The organism is Vibrio sp. vnigr-6D03, from assembly GCF_002835515.1.
GTDB lineage: Bacteria > Pseudomonadota > Gammaproteobacteria > Enterobacterales > Vibrionaceae > Vibrio > Vibrio penaeicida.
Genome location: NZ_PIZL01000012.1, coordinates 537023 through 558401, shown reverse-complemented (window position 1 = coordinate 558401; position 21379 = coordinate 537023). Strand labels below are relative to the sequence as shown.

Below are 21379 nucleotides of genomic sequence, written 5' to 3'. Positions count from 1 at the left end.
CATGTCGGGTGTCGTCCTTGGTTTAGACTGCGGCAATACAGCCATAAAAGCGGCGCTATTTAATGCCGCTGGTCACGAAATTGTCTCTGCGGCACGAGCCATTGAAACTCAATTTCCCGAGCCCAATCATACCGAACTGGATATGGCTCGGTTGTGGCAGCTTGGCTGTGAAGTGATTGGCGAAGTTTTGGCGCACCCAGCCCTTTCTACAACGCAAATATCGGCGATCGGAGTGAGTGGACATGGCAACGGTGCCTATTTACTGGACAAACACCACCAGCCATTGTTGGCAATTCAGTCTTTGGATAGCCGCGCGAGTAAGCGAGTCGCAAACCTACAAGCCGAAAAGCACTACAGCCGTATTCGCACGTTAAACCGACAGGGCGCTTGGTCATCACAAACCGCCACTTTACTCAATTGGCTCAAACAAAACCGAGCATCGCTGTACGACGACATTGGCACCGTCTTTTTCTGCAAAGACTATTTAAACTTCTGCCTGACTGATGAGATAAAAACCGATTACAGCGATTTAAGTGCATCTGGGTTGTTTGATTTTACCCAACGTGAAGTCAGCACGGAATTGCTCTCGTTCTTCGACATACTCGAAATGGCTTCAGCCATTCCAGCCCCCTATCACAGTGAACATATTATTGGTCACGTGACGGCGCAAGCCTCTGAACTCACAGGATTACCAGAAGGTATCCCCGTTGTCGGTGGGATGCTGGACGTTGTTGCCAGCGCAATGGGTTCGGGAGTTTGGGACTCCAACGACGCGTCCATTGTTACCGGTACGTGGAGCATAAACCAAGTGGTGACTGATACCTTACCGAGCGAACAACTTTTTATGACGTGCTTGTTCCCACAACATCGATTTCTTGCCATGGAAAATAGTGCGACGTCGGCGTCTAACCTAGAGTGGTTTGTTCGAGAATTTTTCACCCATGAAAAGCAACAAGCTGCCTCTATCAACCAAAGTGTTTTTGATCAATGCAATCAGTTGATTGAACAGGTTGAATTCAGTTCAGCCTTGCCTTTATTCCACCCTTACTTATACGGGTCTGGAGACAATGGTGCTGCCAGAGGCAGCTTTTTCGACTTGGCAGGATGGCATACAAAACCAGACTTACTCTACGCGGTGTACGAAGGCATCGTGTTTGGGCATTTAGAACACGTACTGAAACTGAACAATACCGGAATCCATTTCTCTCACGCGTTACTCACTGGAGGAGGAGCAAAAAGCGATTTCTGGTGCCAACTGTTTGCGGATGTTTTGAATGTGGAAATACACATTACACAATACCGCGAATCTGGTGCGAAAGGCGTCGCGATGGCAGCGGCTTATGCGGCTGGCTTTTTCACAACATTTGAAGATTCGGTCAAATCTATGCGTAGCGAGGTGCAGGTGTTTGTACCTGATTCTACCCGCCATGCTGCGTTAACTAAAAGGTTTGCCCGTTATCGTCATGTGTCGGATTGGATCAACCACTTTCCACCTAAATAAGGAGAATAAAACGTAACAGAGCCATTACCTTTCATGCCATAGAGCAGCCCTACAAGAAAAGACAACATCAATAACCGTGGCCGTTACACCTTGAAATTACACTGGCGCTAATTTCTTCCATGAGGTTCTCACTACCGCTATCGCGTGTAGCTAACCCACTAAGAAATGGCATAGTTCAATACTGAAACGAGGTATTCGAGTAATGAAACCTTTGATTTTGAGCCGCTGGCGTGCCACATCCAAGCGGCTACTTAGCAATTACACACACCCTCTAGCGTATTTCGCCCTTTCGGTGTCTTTATGTTCAGGGGCATCGAACGCTGCACAAGGCCCGGGGCTGGGTAATGTGACGTTTTCTTCAAGTGAATTGTTCACCCAGATTTCAACGCCATCAGTCGACGACACCACCAACATTCTCCCTCCTGATTACCCAGGTAGAAAGCACTTTGGTGTCAATGTCATGACCATGTTGAATGGGTATATGATTGGCGTTTTTGCCCCCGACAGCGGAGGTGGACCAGGAGGTTGGATAGCACTGGATGTCTCCAACCCAAGGAGCATTCAATTGGTGAAAAGGGTTTATGAACCTGATGCCAGCAATGCACACCGAACCGGAGACGGCTTACGAACCGCCGACTTCCGAGAACCCCACTCTTTCGGCTTAAGTGAAAACAACCTGATCGCCATTCAAACTGGTCGAGGAATCGAAATTTGGGATTGGAGTGACGTTAATAACCCGATTCAACGAAGTAAACTCGCCATCTCGGGAGTGAACTTTGGCGATTACAATAACGTATCTTGGCAACTTTTTTGGCAAGCCCCTTACCTGTATGTTTCAAGGGGGAATGCTGGGCTGACCATCGTGAACACATCGAACGTGGATAACCCCACCGTCGTTAAAACCATTCCGACCAATCAGCTAGGTAACTTCAATGTAGGACCTGTATTCGCGGTGGGGAATGAAATGTTCCTGTCCAGTATGGAAACCACCAATGGATTCTCCATTCTCAACATAGACGATCCTGAAAACCCCACCTTAGTGAAAACACATTCACGCCTTCCAGAAAAATACTATGCGTCTTGCTGGGATGGAAAGCGTGCCTATTTTGGCGCAAGAAGTGCAGGGGGCAATCTTAGGGTTTATGACACCACGACCGACCCAATTTCACTGCTCAGCGAATCGGAAAGTGGTTTTGTAAACCTTTACTGTAATCTTCAAGATGGTCGTTTAATGCTGGGTAACCAAGACGATATCTCTGTATTGAATGTCTCCGATATCAATAATATTTCGACCATTGGGACTGGCTCGTTGGATGCGATAGGCTCGGATACCGATCACGGTCAGGTATTCGCTTTCGGTAATATGATTTGGGTTGGGAATGATCACGGGAGCGGCAGTGGCCTGATTGCCCAACAAACCAATCAAGATACTGTGCCTCCTCAAATAGTCAGATCCATGCCAGCCAGTGAATCGACGCAGGTTCCAGTCACCACTCGAATTGGTTTGGCGCTATCCGACAGCGTATTGATGGAGTCCGTTAACGCAACAACGTTTAAAATCAATAAGCTTGGTGACAATACCCCGATTCAAGGTATTTACAGTGTAAACTTGGGATTCGTTCATTTCACTCCCTCCCAAAACCTCAGCACCAACCAAATCTATGTGGTGACCATCGATGGTATTCAGGACTTCGCTGGAAACGGCATGCCATATAAGCAATACCTCTTTTCAACGGGTAATATTGCCTCTCACAACGCCACCGTTTCCATTCCGTCAACCACGCAAGTGGGGCAAAGTATCAGCGTAAGTGCATCGGCCAGCCCGATTGATGGTGGCACTTTGGAATATTCATGGAATTTCGGAGATGGGACCGCCTCTACTCCGTTTTCTTCAAACTCTGCAGCAAGCCACGTATATTCATCGCCCGGTCATTGGTCCCCAATTGTTACCGTGCGAGAGTCTAACTTCAGTTCCACAAAATCTGGACTCATCACCGCTTACCACCCGACGACATCAACACCTCCTGCAACAGCATCGACCATTGCCAAATCTGGCAATCGGGCTTTTGTAGTGAATGAGGACAACGACACCGTCACAGCGCTATCGACAAACAGCCCTTTCAATAAGCTTTGGGAAACGCCTGTAGGCGATCGCCCCAGAACCCTAGCCATTGCACCCAATGGTGATGTATGGGCAGTCAACCAACACAGTGACTCGATTACCGTCCTATCCCCTCAAGGTTCTAAGATTAGGGACATTGCGTTGCCTAGAGCCTCTCAACCCTATGGCATAGCTTTTACACCCGACAACAACGCTGCACTCGTTACCCTTCAAGCCAGCGGTCAGTTACTCAAACTCAACCCCAGCACAGGGGCGCAAGTTGGATCGGTCACCATTGGTCACTCGGCACGAGGGCTCGCGATAAGCGCAGATTCCGACACGGCGTACGTCACTCGATTTATTTCGCCGCAACAACAAGCGGAAGTGGTTGAAGTTAGTATCAACAATTTATCGGTTAGTCAGGTGATATCGCTGGTAAAAGACACCACGACAATTGATGGCCCCGACAGAAGCCGAGGTATACCCAACTACCTCAATGGAATCACCATTTCGCCTGATGGTCTGAAGGCGTGGGTTCCATCCAACAAAGCCAATGTGGATCGTGGTCCATTCAACGAAAGCGATGAAAGCAAAACGCTCACCTTTGAAACCACCATTCGCGCCATTATTTCTCAAATCGACTTGAACACGAATCAAGAATTGCCCAATGCGCAGCTCGATATCGATAACCGCGCGCAACCCAAAGCCATTGCATTTAGCGCCTTAGGTGATTACGCCTACATCGCAGTAGAAGGGCAAAACAGCGTTGAAATTCGCGATGCGCACAACTTAAACCGTGTCAATGAACTGGCAAACAGCGGTCAAGCCCCAATCGGATTGATTAAATCTGGTGATCATCTATTTGTTCATGGGTTCTTATCGCGCTCTGTGGTGGTGTACAACGTCAGCAACTTTGAAAGCCAGCAAGGCGACATTACCCGTGTAGCGGAAGTGGCAACGGTTAGCAACGAAGCGCTCCACCCAAGAGTGCTGGCGGGTAAGAAAATCTTCCACAACGCTGCCGATGCTCGAATGACCCAAGATGGGTACCTTTCCTGTGCCAGTTGCCATACCGGAGGCGATTCCGATGGTCGGGTTTGGGACTTTACCGATCGTGGTGAAGGACTGCGCAATACCATTCCATTACTTGGACGAACAGGGCTTGGAAATGGTCGAGTACACTGGACGGCGAATTTTGACGAAATCCACGATTTTGAAAATGACATTCGCTTCGCGTTTGGTGGACGTGGGTTTATCGACGACGCGTTATTCGACGACGTGAAAGATCCTCTGGGTTCACCTAAAGCCGGAAAAAGTGATGATCTGGATAACCTGTCTTTTTATGTTTCCAGTCTTGCTCGTTTCCCTCAGAGCCCCCATCGAGACGCTAATGGGAATTTAACGCCTCAAGCACAAGCGGGTAAGCAGCTATTTGTCGATAAAGGCTGTGCAGCCTGTCACTCTGGCGTCTATTTAACGGACATGCTTCGACACGACGTGGGCACCATTCAAGCGTCGTCTGGCCAAGGAATTTCACAACCTTTAGCTGGTGTCGGTTTTGATACACCAACGCTTATCGGGCTGTGGGACTCCGCGCCTTATTTCCACAATGGGCAAGCTGCAACGTTAAATGATGTACTGCAAATCGGTAGCCAACACTCAATATCGAACTCGGCTGAGCGCGCCCAACTTGTGGCGTACCTCAATCAAATTGAATACGAAGGTCCACCTATCGTGGTTCCTGAACCGCCACCAGCTCCGAAATACGATTACTTGAGCGACTTATCTGAAACCAGTTCAGATAACGCGTGGGGGCCATTTGAAAAAGACCGAAGCAATGGTGAGTCCGGCAGTAATGATGGCGGTCCGATACGCCTTGCTGGCACAACGTATTCAAAAGGTTTAGGGGTACACGCGTACTCAGAAATCATCTATGACTTAACACAAAAAGAGTACGACCAGTTTTCGGCATTCATCGGCGTTGATGATGAAGTCGGCAACAATGGCTCCGTTGTATTCGAAGTCTACTTAGATGATGTACTCAGCTTCCAAAGTGGCGTACTGACGGGCAGTAGCGCAACCGATGCCATCATCCTTCCTATTTCAGCCACACACAGCGTACTCAAATTGGTGGTCAAAGATGGAGGTAACGGTGTTGGTCACGATCACGCCGACTGGGCAGACGCCAAGCTTCGTGAAAAAGGCAACGCGCCTTCTGAAATTGGGCTGTACTACGGCGAAGTGATTGGCAACATCAATACGTCTACTGAAAACCCCAAAACGCGGCTTACAACGTCTTTGAGTGAAACGGAAGATTCCATTGATGGCAATACCACAGAGATCTACACAGGCTATATCTACGATGCCGACGGAAACATATCGTTCAAAGAATACATCGACGATAAAACCCGTCTGTGGATCGATGGAACCTTAGTTTTGAGCAGCGACAATTGGAACGATGAAGTCGCCACTGGCAATCTAAATTTATCTGCCGGATGGCATGCTTTTGAACTGCGGATCAGCAACGGTAATGGCGGCAGCGGTCCAACCTCAGGAATTGGGTTTGCGTTTGACCCAGACGGTGGAACGAACTGGAGTCACCCTGAAGATCCGGGTGACGGTAGCTTATTCCGCACTCAGGACCCTACGCCAAGCTTCCAAGCGGGTCTTTACTACGGAACCGTGAGTGGCAACATCAATACCAATGAGGCTAACCCAAAAACCAGTGTGACCACTACCTTGAGTGAAACAGAGGATTCCATCGCAGGAAACACCACCGAGATTTACACAGGCTACATTTTTGATGCCGATGGCAACCTTTCGTTTAAGGAATACATCGATGACAAAACTCGCCTTTGGATAGATGGCACCTTGGTATTGAGTAGCGACAATTGGAACGATGAAGTCGCCACTGGCAATCTCAAGCTGTCTGCTGGGTGGCATGCCTTTGAGCTTCGGATCAGCAACGGCAATGGTGGCAGCGGTCCGACTTCGGGCATCGGGTTTGCGTTCGATCCTGACGGTGGTACCAATTGGCAACACCCCCAAGATCCCGGTGATGGAAGCTTATTCCGTACAGAGCAGTCGATTCCGGTGACTCCAACCTATGTATACGTAAGCGATTTAGCAGAAACGTCTTCGAGTAACGGATGGGGAAACATGGAAAAAGATCGCTCTAATGGTGAACAAGGTGATTCCGATGGCAACACCATCACCATTGCAGGTCAGTCCTATAGCAAAGGGCTTGGCGTTCATGCTAACTCCGTTATCACCTATCAGATCCCGGCTGGTACCTACAATCAATTCAGCGCCAATATTGGCGTAGATGATGAAGTCGGCAATCAAGGATCGGTTGTTTTTCAGGTAGACGTTGATGGCGTGCAGATGTTCCAAAGCGCCACGCTGACGGGAAGTGGTGCAGCCGAACAGGTCAATGTATCGATACCTTCTAACGCCACCTCACTCACCCTGAAAGTGAACGGAGCCGGCGATGGAGTTGGTCACGACCACGCAGATTGGGCAAATGCTCGTCTCCGGTTATCCAATTAACACCATAGCGGCACTCATAGGGGTGCCGCCCTTTTCACTCCCTGTGTTCTAGGAATTATCATGAATTACGACATGTTAGAAGACTCCACTTGCATCATTGGAGAGTCTCCGATCTGCGTTGAAGGTAAGGTATTGGTTTGGGTGGATGCCGAATCCAGTCACATTTACCAATTCGATCTTCATTCTAAGCAAACACAATGTTTCCACATCGGACTCCCAGTGACTGCTATAGCGAAAATACGAGAGTCTGGCTGGCTCTTGGTGACCAAGATAGGCATTTACGCATGCGATCCAAATTTCCAACGTTACGAATACCTCGGAAACCCCGTTAATAACAATCCTAAGTTGAGACCCAATGACGGAGTCGTCAGCCCAGTAGGCGATCTTTGGTTTGGCACAATGAATCAAGACGAGCTCGAGGCTCCGGACGGAGCACTTTTTATTTTGCATAAGGAAACGATGCAAATTCAGCAATTGGATTGCGGCTTCTCAGTCGCCAATGGCATTGCATTTGACGTAAAAAATCACTGTGCCTACGTGAGCAATATGTTTCAAAGGAAAGTGTATCGATACCAGCTGGATTCGCGTTGGAAAACCATTCAATCGAAGCGCGTTTTTGTTGAACTCCCTCAAGGAACAGGGCTTCCTGATGGTTTAAAAGTCGATTCTGAAGGCAAGCTTTATGTTTGTCATTGGGATGCGGGCATTATTACGGTTTATGAAAGCGATGGGCAATATGTCCAGAGCATCCCTCTACCCATTCGACATACCACTCGCTGCACCTTTATTGATAACGGAGTACTCGCACTTACCACGGCCTCCTACAACATGACAGAGCAAGAATTACAGCGCCAACCCTTATCTGGTACAACACTCAGAATCGACTTGGATGCTGATGTGAGCGGTACTGATTTTGAATTTGAAGCGCAGATGTCCCCATAACACATTCACTGACTCGCAAAAGATAACAAAGAGGTTGCACTTTACTCTTCGCGAGAGTAGCGTTTTTAGCATCTATCGTTTGAAAATAATCAGATAAGAATGTTCACGAAACACATTGACGATGAAATCCAGCTAGCACTGGTACAACCCTCATTTGCAAAGGATTTTCTAAGAATTCGCAACGATAATTTAGATTATCTCTCTCAATGGCTAGCGTGGCCGCCACACTGCGATAACGAAGACGCTTTTTTGAGCTTTATTCGCATGTCTCTACAGAATTACGCTGAAGGAAAATCGCTTACTTGCGTCATTATCTATAAAGGCAATTTGGTAGGCGCGGCATCACTCAATTCGATTGACCACAATTTGAGCCGCGCTGAAATTGGTTATTGGCTTGAAGCGTCTGCACAAGGAAACGGGATCGTTACCCGTGCATGCCTTGCTCTATTAGACATCATTTTCGAAGAGTTAAAATTAGAGAAAGCCCAACTGCATGCGGCCGTAGACAATCAAGCAAGTCGCGCGGTTGCAGAAAGACTAGGCATGACATTAGAAGGCGTTATTACGCGCAATGAAAACCTCAATGGACGAGTCGTTGATCACGCGGTATATGGATTACTGAAAAGCCATCGGTGATTACACTCTCAATTCAGATCAACCTATAAAGCAAGTCAACTTAAAGCAACTCAACAAAATAAAAAGCGCCCCCTCAATAACGAGGGGGCGCTTTTGTGTTTCTATTTCCTTGCGTCTCTATCTCATTTTGTCGCCATGAGATACCCTGAATTTGTTCAGCTTTGGTGAAATCACCATTTGGCAATATCGACCTTCAGGGTTAGCGCGGTAATAGTTTTGGTGCTTTTCTTCCGCCTTGTAGAACTGCTCATATGGGGCGACTTCAGTCACTATCGGGTGTTCAAACTCGGGAGACAGCGTCTCTATGACAGATCGGGCGGTTTCATCTTGTTCATCGTCATGGGTCAGAATGATACTGCGGTATTGCGTACCTCTGTCTGCTCCTTGGCGATCCGGCGTTGTTGGGTTATGAGTGGTTAAGTGAATTTCAACCAAATCTGCAAAGCTGACTTCGTCGGAATCAAACTCAATTTGCACGACCTCAGCATGCCCCGTCGTACCATTGCACACCTCACGGTAAGCGGGATTTTTGGTGTGCCCACCACTGTAGCCACTGGCTACCGATTTAACACCGCGGACTTGTTGGAATAGCGCTTCTGTACACCAAAAGCAGCCACCACCGAATGTTGCTACTGACATTGTCATAATTACCTCTCTTATTCCGCTTTCTTTAACGCGACGGCGTTCATGCAATAGCGCAGCCCACTGGGAGGCGGACCATCTGGGAACACATGCCCTAAATGTGCTTCACAGGTATTACAGGTCGTTTCAATGCGGCGCATACCATGAGACTCATCCATATGGTACGCAATGGCATTGGCTTTGACAGGCTGGGTAAATGATGGCCAGCCAGAACCGGATTCGAATTTCACACTGCCATCAAATAACGATGTTCCGCAGCACACACAATGATAAATCCCGGGTTCAAATAGGCTGCACGATTCACTGCTGAATGCCCTCTCTGTGCCTTTTTGCCTAGTGATCCGAAACTCTTCATCCGTCAGCTGTTCTTTCCATTCCGCTTCCGGCTTATGAATCACTCTATCTGGTTTCAGATTGCCGTTGCTTGCATATTCAATCACACTTTGCCAATTCAACATGATGGGTACCTCGGTGTCGGATCTCTGTTTTATAGCCCATATGAATGGAATACGATCAGATCGCACTCGCACTATGAACGAGAACAAATTAGAGAATTAGAATTAGGGTCTGCTGACCAAGATAAGGAATTACCCGCCCCGAGATTTGGAGCAGGTAATGATTAGACCGAGGTGGTTAAGAATAAATTTCAGCGGTTTTTTGAATGCTAGCAACCATGGCCGATAACCCTTGAGAACGGGTTGGTGTGATGTGCTTGTGCAGTTCAAGCTCTTCAAACCACTGGTTGATATCGAAGTCTAAAATTTCCTTCGATGTTTTACCTTCAAACGCAATAACCGTTACGGCTATCAGCCCTTTCACGATGGCTGCATCGCTGTCGCCAAAAAAATGGAACGCGCCCTTTTCGTCTTGAACTTGATCGAGCCAAACTTGGCTTTGGCAACCTTTGATCAAATAGTCGTCCGTGCGTTTGTCGTCTGATATGGCGTTCAGGCGGTCTCCCAGTTCAATAATGTACAGGTAGCGCTCTTCCCAATCCTGACAACGGTTAAAGTTCTTAACGAGCTTTTCTGGCGTCATGTTTTATCCTAACAAGAGATTTATTCGTTTGAGTCCTGCCACGAGGGCATCAATATCTTCGCGCGTAGTATACATGGCAATGGATGCGCGACATACCGCAGATTGACTCAATGACTCCAGAAGAGGCATGGCACAGTGATGACCAGTACGAATTGCGATGCCATATCTATCTAAAAACGTACCTACATCATAGGCGTGGTGATTGCCTAAATTGAACGGAATCACACCTGCACGATGGCTTGGGTTACCGTAAATTTGAATATTTTCAATGCTTGCCAGTTGAGTTAAGGCGTAATCCATTAACTCGTTTTCGTACTGGGCAATGGCATCCAGCCCCGCCTCTTGGACATAATCAATGGCTTCGCCTAACCCCAGAATACCTGCGATGTTAGGAGTGCCTGCTTCAAATTTCCAAGGTGCTTGGTTGAAAGTCGTACCCGATGGAATGCAGACTTTGTCTATCATTGCACCGCCGCCTTCCCACGGCTCCATAGCGTCTAGCAAGGTTTTCTTGCCGAACAGAACACCAATGCCTGTTGGTCCATAGAGCTTATGGGCTGAGAATACGTAAAAATCACAATTCAACGCTTCAACATTTACGGTTTCGTGCATTACTGCTTGTGCACCGTCTAACAACACTGGAATGCCGTTTTTGTGTGCCAATTCCGTAACGTCTTCAATAGGCGTTCTAGAACCCAGTACATTCGAGATGTGCGTTACCGCCACCAAAGCCGTGTTTTCGGTCAGTAATAGTTCCAATGCGTGAATGTCTAGCTCGCCGCGTTCATTCGCTTCCCAGACTTTCACGGTTAAATTGAATTGCTCTGCCAGCATTTGCCAAGGGACGATGTTAGCGTGATGTTCTAAGCTAGAAATCACGATCTCACTAGGCTGGTTACCTTTCAGGCGCAGTAGCGGTTTCAAAAAACCATTGGCGACTAAGTTAATAGCTTCCGTTGTGCCTTTAGTGAACACGATTTCGTCACGAGACTGAGCACCTAAAAAAGCACGAGCCTTGTCGCGAGCCTGTTCCATGTTATCTGTGGCGTTGGCGCTGAGTTGGTGCACGCCGCGATGAACCGACGCATATTCGTCCCGATAAAATCGGGACATGCGGTCAATGACTCGGTTTGGAGTTTGTGCGCTAGCCGCAGAATCTAAATACACAAGAGGCTTGCCGTCGACTTCCTGGTTCAAAGTAGGAAAATCCTGACGCCAACCTATTCCTTGTGATGTTTCTGCTTGGTTATCTTTCACACTTTTACTCATTACAAGTCCAATTTCTGTTCGATCCGACGAATGATATGTTGCTGCACTTCTGGGTGTTCGATCTCATCAGTCAGTTCACCTGCAAATGCAAACGTAATCATCTTTTCAGCCTTGGCTTTAGGGATTCCGCGAGCTTGAAGGTAGAACACTTGGCTCTGATCAATTTGCCCAGTGGTTGCACCGTGGCTGCATTTCACATCATCGGCATAAATTTCTAATTGCGGCTTACTGTTGATCTGGGACTTTTCGCTTAGAAGCAAATTGTGGTTGTCCATTTGACCATCGGTTTTGATTGCACCTTTATCGACATAAATCATGCCGTTAAAGACACCAACACCGTTGTCTTTACCAATCACTTTATGCGTTTGGTGGCTATTACAATGTGCCGCTTTGTGGCGAAGATAGGTTCTGGTGTCAAACACCTGATCCGCTTTCGGTAAAGTTAAGCTGTTCATTTCAACTTCACCGCCCTGACCTTTCAAAATGCCACTGGTGTTATGCCTTACCAACTTACCTTCCAGTAAGAAAGTATGGCTTGTCGCGCGGCTATCGCGGTACAGAGTAATATCATTGTGACCAAAATGATGTTGCTCAGCACTTTCTTCAATCAACTTAATGTGCTTAAAGTTAGCGCCATCACTGACATTCGCAGTCAGCCGTGAGCAAGTCACACCGCCGCCTTGCTTCAGAGACACGTGATGCTCGTAAACATGGCATTCCGCTAGTCGACTAAGCTCAACATGATGTCGGTAGCTACAAAGTTCACCGTCACCACCAGAATTCAGATGAAACAGATAAATCGGTTTCTCAAGCTGAGTATCGTTACCCACTTGAACATAAATACCAGCAGTAGCCGTTGCGTCCGTAAGCGCAGAGAACGCTTCTTGATTGATGTTGCTAGACAATTGGTGCTGAGCTGCATCATCCAATTCGTTGATGTCTTTGATGATGGTATTCGGGATATCGTCAGACAATTCCGATATCAATTTTCCATCAAAGAAAACCAAACGATAGCAATCAAAACTCATGCTGATACTTTCAAATGAAATGCTATCAATGCTGTTTTGTGCAGGTGCGCGGTGTGATAACGCTAGGAAATCATCCAGAGGCGTGTACTTCCAGTCTTCGTGTTTAGCATTCGGGATCCCCCAAAGCGCTAATGACTGCCAGCTATTTTCTTGCCAGCTAGACTGACCCGCAAGAGAGCGAAGACGCGTTAACGCCACATCTCTACTCTTCTCCGATAATCCAACCATAACCTTTGTCCTCTAACTCTTTCGCCAAGGTGTGATCGCCAGATTTCACAATTTTGCCTTTGTACAGAACGTGAACAAAGTCAGGTTTGATGTAATCAAGAATACGCTGGTAGTGAGTCACCACGATGAAAGAACGGTTGCCGTCGCGCAATGCGTTCACACCATCCGATACCGCTTTAAGTGCATCAATATCTAGACCCGAGTCCGTCTCATCAAGAATACAAAGCTGTGGCTCTAGTACTGCCATTTGTAGGATGTCGTTGCGTTTTTTCTCACCACCAGAAAACCCTTCGTTTACAGAACGGTTAAGCAAATCGACAGGCATTTTCAGCAAGTCTGCTTTTTCTTCAAGCAGGTCTTCAAAATCGAAGCGATCCAGTTCAGGTTCACCACGGTAATCACGGATGCCATTCAGTGCAGTTTTCAGGAACAACTTATTGCTCACACCCGGAATTTCTACTGGGTATTGGAATGCAAGGAATACACCTTCACCAGCGCGCTCATCGGGATCAAGATCCGCTAGGTCTTTGCCTTTGAACAGGATTTCACCATCCGTGATTTCGTAATCGTCTTTACCAGCCAGCGTAGAAGACAACGTACTTTTGCCTGAACCGTTTGGTCCCATAATGGCGTGTACTTCGCCTGGCTTGATGGATAGGTTAATACCGTTAAGGATTTGGTTATCCTCAACACTGGCTTTTAAATCTTTAATTTCTAACATACTGGGTTAGCCCACGCTGTGTTCTAAACTGATGGAAAGGAGTTTTTGTGCTTCAATAGCGAATTCGAGCGGCAACTCAGAGAATACATCTTTGCAGAAGCCGTTAACGATCATCGAAATAGCATCGTCTTCACTGATACCACGTTGAACGCAGTAGAAGAGCTGATCTTCACCGATTCGAGACGTCGTCGCTTCGTGCTCAACCTGTGCGGTAGAATTTTTCACTTCTACGTAAGGGAACGTATGCGCGCCACAATCAGCACCGATAAGCATTGAATCACACTGGGTAAAGTTTCGAGCGCCTTCCGCACTTGGCAATACTTTCACCAACCCGCGGTAGCTGTTTTCACTCTTACCCGCAGAGATACCTTTAGAGATAATGGTCGACTTGGTGTTCTTACCAATGTGGATCATCTTGGTACCGGTGTCGGCTTTTTGGTCGCCATTAGTCAATGCAACCGAGAAAAACTCACCGACAGAGTTATCACCCTTAAGGATAACGCTTGGGTATTTCCAAGTAATCGCAGAACCCGTCTCTGACTGTGTCCAAGACATTTTACTGTTTGCGCCTTCACACACAGCACGCTTGGTCACGAAGTTCAATATTCCACCCTTGGAACCTTCAACGCCTGAGAACCAGTTCTGAACCGTTGAATATTTTACTTCCGCATCTTTGTGGATAATGACTTCTACTACCGCAGCATGCAGCTGGTAGGTATCGCGAACTGGCGCAGAACACCCTTCGATGTAGCTCACGTACGCGCCTTCATCCGCCACTAGAATTGTACGCTCGAACTGACCAGTCTTTGCTTGGTTAATTCGAAAATAGGTCGATAATTCACGAGGGCAACGCACACCAGGCGGAATGTAGACAAACGATCCGTCAGATGCAACGGCAGCATTCAACGCCGCAAAAAAGTTGTCTTTTGGAGGAACAACCGTACCTAAATACTTGCGTACCAATTCTGGATAGTCGTGAATCGCTTCACTGAACGAACAGAATATAATGCCCTGCTCTTTCAGCTCGTCACGGTAAGTTGTGGTCACTGAAACGGAATCGAAAATGGCATCAACGGCCACTTCAGAACCTTCACGAACAGGCACACCTAGTTGGTCAAACGCGTCTTCCACTTCTTTGGTCAGAAATTCATTCGAACCGTCGGATTCAAGATCGCTTCCTTCACATTTGCCACAGCTTGGTGCGGAGTAATAGCTGTAGTTTTGGTAATCCAGGGATGGGTATTCCGCTTTCAGCCAATGAGGCTCTTCCATGTCTTTCCAAAGTCGGTATGCTTCCAGACGGAACTCTAACATCCAATCTGGTTCATTCCTTTTGGCTGAAATGGCACGTACCACTTCCTCATTAATGCCTTTTTCTAAGGTGTCGTTATCAAGCTGAGTATAAAACCCTTCTTTGTATCCTTCCTTATTCATCGCCTCTTGGACTTCAGGCTGAATTTCAATTGCAGTCATTTGCTAAATACCAAAGCTCTCACCACAGCCACACTCGGCTTTGACGTTAGGATTTTTGTAGGTAAAGGTCTGATTCAGCCCTTCGCGGACGTAGTCCACTTCAGTGCCATCAAGGAATGGCATCGCAGTAAGCGCAACAAATAGAGTTGCACCATTAGATTCAAAAGAAAGGTCACCATGCTGAGGTTCATCAATTTGATCGAGAACGTACGCGTAGCCAGTGCAACCAGAAGACTTCACCGACAAATGAATTGCTTTTCCATCAGTTGAAAGCTGCTGTACACGTTTAGCTGCTGCGGGTGTTAATGTAATACCTTGCCATTGGGCGTCCTCGATTGAGAACGACTCTGCTCCGTCAGTATTAACGGATTCTCCGGTATGAGATGCCATAACCACACCTTATCGTAGTAAAGATGTGCACATGATAATGATTATCATTAGTAGGTCAACCTTACGCAAAAAAGGGTTAAGGGGATAAATATAAGAAACAAAGGGTTGGGGATAAAAGACGAAGAGAAACATTGACGATCATCAAGCGAAAAACGCGATACTGCGCTTCGACCCTTTTCATTACTCTTACTAAGGTAAATTGACCGATACTCAAGCTACCTCAAGATGCTAGGTTCAGCGAGAATTGCTTGAGTATATATAGACAATATTTATAGCAAGAGCTAAGGGTGAACTTTGGCTCCGCCGAAGGTGCTTGCAAGGTAATTGATGATTTCAATCGGGTCGGTTAGGGTCACGTTGTCTTCTAAGATAAGCACTGGCAACCACTGCTTATCTTCACCGATTAGCTCGACTACTTCCCTTCTCGGTTTAGGAAAATCTATTCTTCGTATATCGATGTGATCTTCCCAACTTTGGTTGACTTGAATCGCTCCTTCAATCAAAGCGCAATGAGAGCAAATCCAGCTCTCTCCCTCATCTTGGAACGGCATTTTCAACACAAATAAAATAGGCTTCATGTACATTCAACTCAGTCTGTAAGAAGTGCCATGTTATACCCAAGTAACCTCAAGATGCTAGGTTCAGCGAGCGTTAACTGGCATTCAGACAAGGCATCGATTTGAAGATCTAGTGGTTCTAAATCAAGAATCGGTAACGCAGTATGAAAGCCAGTTAAACTCGCCCTTGGGAGCCCATATTCTGTCCCATTTCATCGTCAAAGAACTTGGAAAGGACTCGTCATTCCACTGCGTCCTTCTCCTTGAACTGGAACAGACTATGAGGCTCTGAATCCTGCATTTTGAGGTCACTTGGGTATAATGGTTTTAGCGGGAGTGGGTCTACCCATAAAGTACCCTTGAAAGAAATCTATTCCTAATTTCATCATCTGTGCTTTTTGTTCATGTGTTTCAATCCCTTCAGCCACGATCTTGATATTTTTCGAGCGGCAATATTCTATCACCTCTAAAAGCTGTGCTTTGTTTTCTTCGGCATTTTGAATGAGTGTTTTGTCGATTTTCACAATGTCTACTTGGTGTCGCTTCACCCTTGTCATGTCACAGTGCATTGAACCAAAATCGTCTAACGCAACACGGATATTAACTTGTTTTAAGTTTTCGATACCTTGTGCCATTAAAGACATTTCTGAGTTGCTGTCTTCCATTATTTCATACACCACACTCTCTCGTGGAATACCCAACATTTTTAGGCGTATTAGTAATTGCTCGATTGCACCAGATATATTCCCTAATGTATTAAACACACAGGGAGGCGCGTTAACGAAAAGAGAGACGCTACCCGAAGAAAACTTTGAGAAATTGATAAAGTGGACTTTGCCTGTAATCAGAAAAAACAGCATCAAGCCTTTGTGATTTTGTCGAATGGGTTTTAGGTATTCTTCAGGGCTAATTACTGCCCCGTCCATATCTGTTATTCGAGCGAGACCTTCATAGGCGACGATGCGCCCGGCTCTGTCAAAGATAGGCTGATACACCCCTTTAAAAATAAAGCCATCGTATTTAATGAACGCCCATCCATCAGGATCAATCTCAACCAGTTCTTGAACTGGATCATCTACTGTGTTGTAAGTTACCTTCATCTAAAGCCTAGAGAGTTAAATTTGTTATGACGCCGACATTGCTACCCACTGCGATGTGTCCCCGCTTTTTCCACTCAAGTGACTTCTACGCTCAAATAGAGTATTTGGTCTAAAGCCCAGTAACTTGAGTTTACCTGGGTATATATTACGCAAACGTTTCTTTTCTATTTAGCTATAACTCGAGTAGATATATTGAACAACCAAAGAGGTTAAACAAAGACCTTGAGCCATTTAGCCACAGTGGGTTTAGTACGAAACTGAACAATTATATGTAACAGCAAATAATTAATTTTTCGGCTCACATCAAGAAAATATCAGCAAGCGCATAAAAAAACCGTATCAAATAATCAAAAATGGAATACCAGAATCTGGTACCCAACCAATAATGCGAATCATATCAATATAAATTCGAGTTCCGTTTCATATCTAAGGGGATTTCCTGTCAAAATTAGTGAAAACCTCTAACTCGTTCCTATTTTTAGATATTTATATTTGCGTATCCAAAACTCTCTTGAATTACTGTCACAAAAATGCAACTTAAGAATTAAACTGGGATTCTGCAGGTTTCACAAAAATTAATAGCACGCATTCAACTTCTGACAGGGGTATTCACTTCAAACCCGCTTTTATAAAGTGTTCACCATAACAGTCTCACTTTTGATAACTCTATTGTTACAGCATTTTTATTCCGTTTAATAGAAAGCACTAAACAGCCACAAGAGCGAAGGAAAACCTTTGCCTGGTACTGCTTAGATATAAAAACAAACCGCAAAACAAAAATAGCGGGATAACACCTCCTCCATCCAGTTGGTAACAAATTTAACTTGCTGTAATTGGCGTATAAACGCCGTAAGAGGATGAGATGAAACTGATTGATAAAGCTCGTTTTGCTCGCACCCCAGGATATATAGTTGGAATCAAAGAAGGCACATTTGTCTGGTTTTATAATGAGTCACTTTATGCTTGGCAGCAGTGGGTACGTCAGTATCCAGCACTTCCGGCATTGAGAGTATCCGCTTGTAAAGTAAAGCTGTTAAAAGATAAATGGATGTTTACCGGAGTTATCCCATATATAGCCCTCGAAGATTCTGGCTTGGAATTTGATGAAAAAGGTCGTGTTTTCATCAAGTTTGAAGCAGATTGGCGAAATTGGGAAAAATGGAAACAAAGCGCCATAGAAAGGAATGTGAGAACCATAAAGATCAGTGATTAACCCCCATGCCAGCAACCAATGCTGGCATTTTTTACTTCAATCACCGAAGAATCTAGACATGCCTTGTAAATCTCGCTCTTTTTTAAACCGTAATGTTTATTGAAATACAAGCTCCCGCCAAGATAGCTGTTTCGTTATCAAATTCCTGCAGAAAAGGAGCATTCAATATGGTAAAAACTTTAAAAACAGTAGTATTCGGTTCTGCACTTTTTCTTTCGTTTTGCTCGTGGGCTATCGATAATCCAAATGGGGTAAACAAAGCGGCAGAATTGGACTCTAATTCGGTTGTTTATATAGAGAAAATAAACAACGCAATAGGATACCGCTCTACGCTTTTAGCATACACGGAGTACCACCAATTTCTTTCAAGAGAAATTAAAAGCACTTACGAAGATATTGCTCTGAAGCTTACAGAAACAGAAAGAGATACTTTTCAGGCGTCACATGGTGCATGGGAAGCCTTTCTAAATTCACAATTCACCTTCATTGAGGAGGTATGGTCAAAAGACAATTTTGGCACGTCCTCTGCGATTGACCGCGGTCAATTTAAATCTAAACTGCTTAGAGATAGATTACTCGAGTTGCAATACTATCAAATGACTTTCTAATCAAAAATGAGAACTCGACTTACGTTATCTGTGACAAATAATTACTGAAAGATACACTTTGTTGCATAACAAAAATAGAACCAATTTAGTAAGTAACGGAATTTTCACGGAGTTTAAATAGTAATTCGTTCTCTAGCTTCTACCATCAAACCTTACTCATTTGATTGGCTTTTGCACTGAACTGAACATGACCCCCAAGCGTTTCAACTTTATTCTTCTCCATTTACTTGTCTCTATTTCTGCTCTCATTAATTTACTCACGGGTTTGAGGATTCATTTGGTCTCGGATCGAACCTTATATTGGCTTTCCCCCATATTGCCTCAGGGCAACCTGCATGATCTTCATTACATAAGTGGTATCGTCCTTTTTTCTAGCGCATTGGGTTACGTTTTTTATGTATTACGCCGCAAGAAACGGGCGACCAAAACACCCTCTTCATACCACCTCTGGGTTCAATACTTTGGCTATGTCATTACGCTTTCGGCTCTGGTTTCAGGCGCACTCTATTGGTGGCAGTTCGAATTCCTGAACTTTCAGGCTTGGCACTTTTGGTCTGCCATTGGCATGTTAGTTTTTTTGATACTGCATAGCTTGGTCTACATCATTCAATATGGGGCAAACGTGCTCAAAATGGTGGTGCCTTTTCGAACGCTAAAACAAGCTCGACTCTCATTTACACTTCTTCTTTCATTGGGTACCGCAGGGGCTGGATGGGCATTTATGTATTCCGGCAGCCAGCTTCCTCTAACAGTTAAAAAAATAAGTATTGATGAACTGGTTAATGTAGATGGAGAACCGAGTGAAGCTTTTTGGCAAGAGGCAAATGAAATCTCCGTTCTCACGACGGGAGGAGCCAATTTCATTGATGGGCAAACAACGGTTTCGATAAAAGCCGCAGCAAACCAATTTGAAACTTACTTTTTATTCCGCTGGAAAGACGCCACCAAAAGCCTTGCTCATCTGCCTTTATTTAAGCAAAACGGCAAGTGGGTGGTTAGGCAAAATGGGTTCCACCATTTCGATGAAACAACCTACTACGAAGACAAATTCGCTGTCATGATTTCCAGTACCTGCGGCTACGGTGCAGATGGCACGGCATATCTTGGTCGTAAGCCGATTAAAGACAAACCCGAAAACTGGCACGGTAAGGGCTACCACGCCAGCATGGATAACCGGATCCGCGATTTGTGGCATTGGAAAGCCGTTCGCACCAACGATATGTTTCAAGCAGACGATAATTTCTTTGGTCCTGCCAGTACACCTCGATTTGGCGAACGCCGGTACACCGCAGGCTACCTTGCAGACGGCAAGGACAGTGGCGGATACAAAATGAATTGGAAGTGGTACTCCCCCCATTCTGTCACTCCCAAACGACTTCCAACAGAAGCTTCATTGGTCACGCGACCTCTCGCTTGGTTTGGGAGTCAGCCCTATCAAAAAACGTACGACACCTTACCTGAAGGCAGCGAGTTGCCCTCGGTTTTATACCACTCTAACCAGTTTGAAGGGGATAGAGCCAATGTCCGCGCAAGAGGAAAGTGGGAAAACGGATATTGGACACTAGAAGTCTCCCGTAAACACGACACTGGCTCAGAGCACGACGTTGCCTTAGAAGATGGCACCTGTATATGGGTTTCCGCCTTCGATCACTCCCAAATCGCCCATACGCGACACCATCGCCCGATACAGCTGGAGTACGTGCAATGAAGTTAAGAATATTGGCTACGCTACTCATGATTGCCGCAACGTCGATTTATAGCTACGTCAGCTTCAACATACTGCCCGTTCAATTGGAGCACCCTCGCTACGTGAAAGTCACCAACACTGGCGAACACTTGATGCCTTGGCAAGGTCCTTGGGCGTGTGTCGCCGACGAAAAAACAGGATTGCTATGGGGGGTCAAAACCGATGACGAATCCATTCACGATGCCGACTGGACCTACTCTTGGTTCAATGGACAATTAGGCGCACCCGATAAAGGGGATTGCTTCTATCAAGACGGGCGATGCGACACCCAAGCGCTGATCAAACGAACCAATGCGCAAGGGCTATGCGGCAATCATAATTGGCGACTACCCACACCAAAGGAATTGGTTTCGCTGCTGCAAAATAACGACAGACCTAATCAGGCTCGGATCGCCACAGACTTCTTCCCACGTATTAAAAACAGCGATTATTGGACGATAAGTGCCAATAAATCGCTTGATCAACAGTACCGCCATTTAAAGCATGGAGCACTGGCTTTCAACCTTTTTGAAGGTAAAGAGAACCCTTTGCCTTATCGCAATGCTGCCTTTGTGGTGTTGGTTTCCAAGCCACACCGCGAGGGGCATACCTCGCAGATGACATTAACGTCAATTAATCAAAGAAGTAATGAATAAT

General features: G+C 45.9%; 18 protein-coding genes. 8 read left to right on the top strand and 10 right to left on the bottom strand.

What is annotated here, in order from left to right:
• The first annotated feature begins 1 nt into the window (after position 1).
• The 4 genes from CW749_RS10430 (at position 2) to CW749_RS10415 (ending at position 8729) form a co-directional block, all read left to right on the top strand.
• Positions 2-1501, top strand: a complete 1500-nt coding sequence (locus tag CW749_RS10430; RefSeq protein ID WP_101111955.1) for an FGGY-family carbohydrate kinase — start codon at positions 2-4, stop codon at positions 1499-1501.
• Positions 1502-1703: 202 nt separating this feature from the next.
• Positions 1704-7151 (top strand): NPCBM/NEW2 domain-containing protein, encoded by a 5448-nt coding sequence (locus tag CW749_RS10425; protein WP_237322397.1) that lies wholly within the window; start codon positions 1704-1706, stop codon positions 7149-7151.
• 60 nt (positions 7152-7211) lie between these two features.
• On the top strand, positions 7212-8093 hold the full coding sequence (locus CW749_RS10420) for an SMP-30/gluconolactonase/LRE family protein (protein ID WP_101111954.1): 882 nt from the start codon (positions 7212-7214) through the stop codon (positions 8091-8093).
• Positions 8094-8192: 99 nt separating this feature from the next.
• Positions 8193-8729 carry a GNAT family protein gene (locus CW749_RS10415; protein WP_101111953.1) on the top strand — a complete coding sequence of 179 codons (537 nt, stop codon included), beginning with the start codon at positions 8193-8195 and terminating at the stop codon, positions 8727-8729.
• 117 nt (positions 8730-8846) lie between these two features.
• Here the strand turns inward: CW749_RS10415 and msrA are convergent, their stop codons facing one another.
• The 10 genes from msrA to CW749_RS10365 form a co-directional block, all read right to left on the bottom strand.
• Positions 8847-9374, bottom strand: coding sequence for a peptide-methionine (S)-S-oxide reductase MsrA (gene msrA, locus CW749_RS10410; protein ID WP_101111952.1), 528 nt, complete (start codon positions 9372-9374; stop codon positions 8847-8849).
• Positions 9375-9385: 11 nt separating this feature from the next.
• Positions 9386-9829 (bottom strand): peptide-methionine (R)-S-oxide reductase MsrB, encoded by a 444-nt coding sequence (gene msrB, locus CW749_RS10405; RefSeq protein WP_101111951.1) that lies wholly within the window; start codon positions 9827-9829, stop codon positions 9386-9388.
• A gap of 175 nt (positions 9830-10004) precedes the next feature.
• A complete protein-coding gene (gene sufE, locus CW749_RS10400) occupies positions 10005-10409 on the bottom strand; it encodes a cysteine desulfuration protein SufE (RefSeq protein ID WP_101111950.1) in 405 nt (134 codons plus the stop codon).
• A gap of 3 nt (positions 10410-10412) precedes the next feature.
• Positions 10413-11678 carry a SufS family cysteine desulfurase gene (locus tag CW749_RS10395; RefSeq protein WP_101111949.1) on the bottom strand — a complete coding sequence of 422 codons (1266 nt, stop codon included), beginning with the start codon at positions 11676-11678 and terminating at the stop codon, positions 10413-10415.
• Positions 11678-12934 carry a Fe-S cluster assembly protein SufD gene (sufD, locus tag CW749_RS10390; RefSeq protein WP_101111948.1) on the bottom strand — a complete coding sequence of 419 codons (1257 nt, stop codon included), beginning with the start codon at positions 12932-12934 and terminating at the stop codon, positions 11678-11680. The genes CW749_RS10395 and sufD overlap by 1 nt, the downstream gene beginning before the upstream one ends.
• Positions 12909-13655, bottom strand: coding sequence for a Fe-S cluster assembly ATPase SufC (sufC, locus tag CW749_RS10385; protein WP_101111947.1), 747 nt, complete (start codon positions 13653-13655; stop codon positions 12909-12911). Before sufC ends, sufD begins: the two co-directional genes overlap by 26 nt.
• A gap of 6 nt (positions 13656-13661) precedes the next feature.
• Positions 13662-15128 carry a Fe-S cluster assembly protein SufB gene (gene sufB / locus CW749_RS10380; RefSeq protein WP_101111946.1) on the bottom strand — a complete coding sequence of 489 codons (1467 nt, stop codon included), beginning with the start codon at positions 15126-15128 and terminating at the stop codon, positions 13662-13664.
• 3 nt (positions 15129-15131) lie between these two features.
• Complete coding sequence (gene sufA, locus CW749_RS10375; protein ID WP_101111945.1) at positions 15132-15518, bottom strand: Fe-S cluster assembly scaffold SufA; 387 nt, start codon at positions 15516-15518, stop codon at positions 15132-15134.
• Positions 15519-15799: 281 nt separating this feature from the next.
• The gene (locus CW749_RS10370) at positions 15800-16096 is read right to left on the bottom strand and encodes a DUF3088 family protein (RefSeq protein WP_101112010.1); all 297 of its coding nucleotides are present in this window, start codon (positions 16094-16096) and stop codon (positions 15800-15802) included.
• A 287-nt stretch (positions 16097-16383) separates the two neighbouring features.
• Positions 16384-17175, bottom strand: a complete 792-nt coding sequence (locus tag CW749_RS10365; protein WP_101111944.1) for an EAL domain-containing protein — start codon at positions 17173-17175, stop codon at positions 16384-16386.
• 862 nt (positions 17176-18037) lie between these two features.
• On the opposite strand from CW749_RS10365, the gene CW749_RS10360 reads away from it, so the two are divergent.
• The 4 genes from CW749_RS10360 to CW749_RS10345 all read left to right on the top strand — a co-directional run bounded on the left by CW749_RS10360 (position 18038) and on the right by CW749_RS10345 (position 21378).
• A complete protein-coding gene (locus CW749_RS10360) occupies positions 18038-18388 on the top strand; it encodes a hypothetical protein (RefSeq protein ID WP_101111943.1) in 351 nt (116 codons plus the stop codon).
• 167 nt (positions 18389-18555) lie between these two features.
• Positions 18556-18996 carry a hypothetical protein gene (locus CW749_RS10355; protein WP_101111942.1) on the top strand — a complete coding sequence of 147 codons (441 nt, stop codon included), beginning with the start codon at positions 18556-18558 and terminating at the stop codon, positions 18994-18996.
• Positions 18997-19183: 187 nt separating this feature from the next.
• Positions 19184-20704: an ethylbenzene dehydrogenase-related protein gene (locus tag CW749_RS10350; RefSeq protein ID WP_101111941.1), complete on the top strand. Its 1521-nt coding sequence runs from the start codon at positions 19184-19186 to the stop codon at positions 20702-20704.
• A complete protein-coding gene (locus CW749_RS10345) occupies positions 20701-21378 on the top strand; it encodes a DUF1566 domain-containing protein (protein WP_101111940.1) in 678 nt (225 codons plus the stop codon). The genes CW749_RS10350 and CW749_RS10345 overlap by 4 nt, the downstream gene beginning before the upstream one ends.
• Position 21379 lies beyond the last annotated feature (1 nt).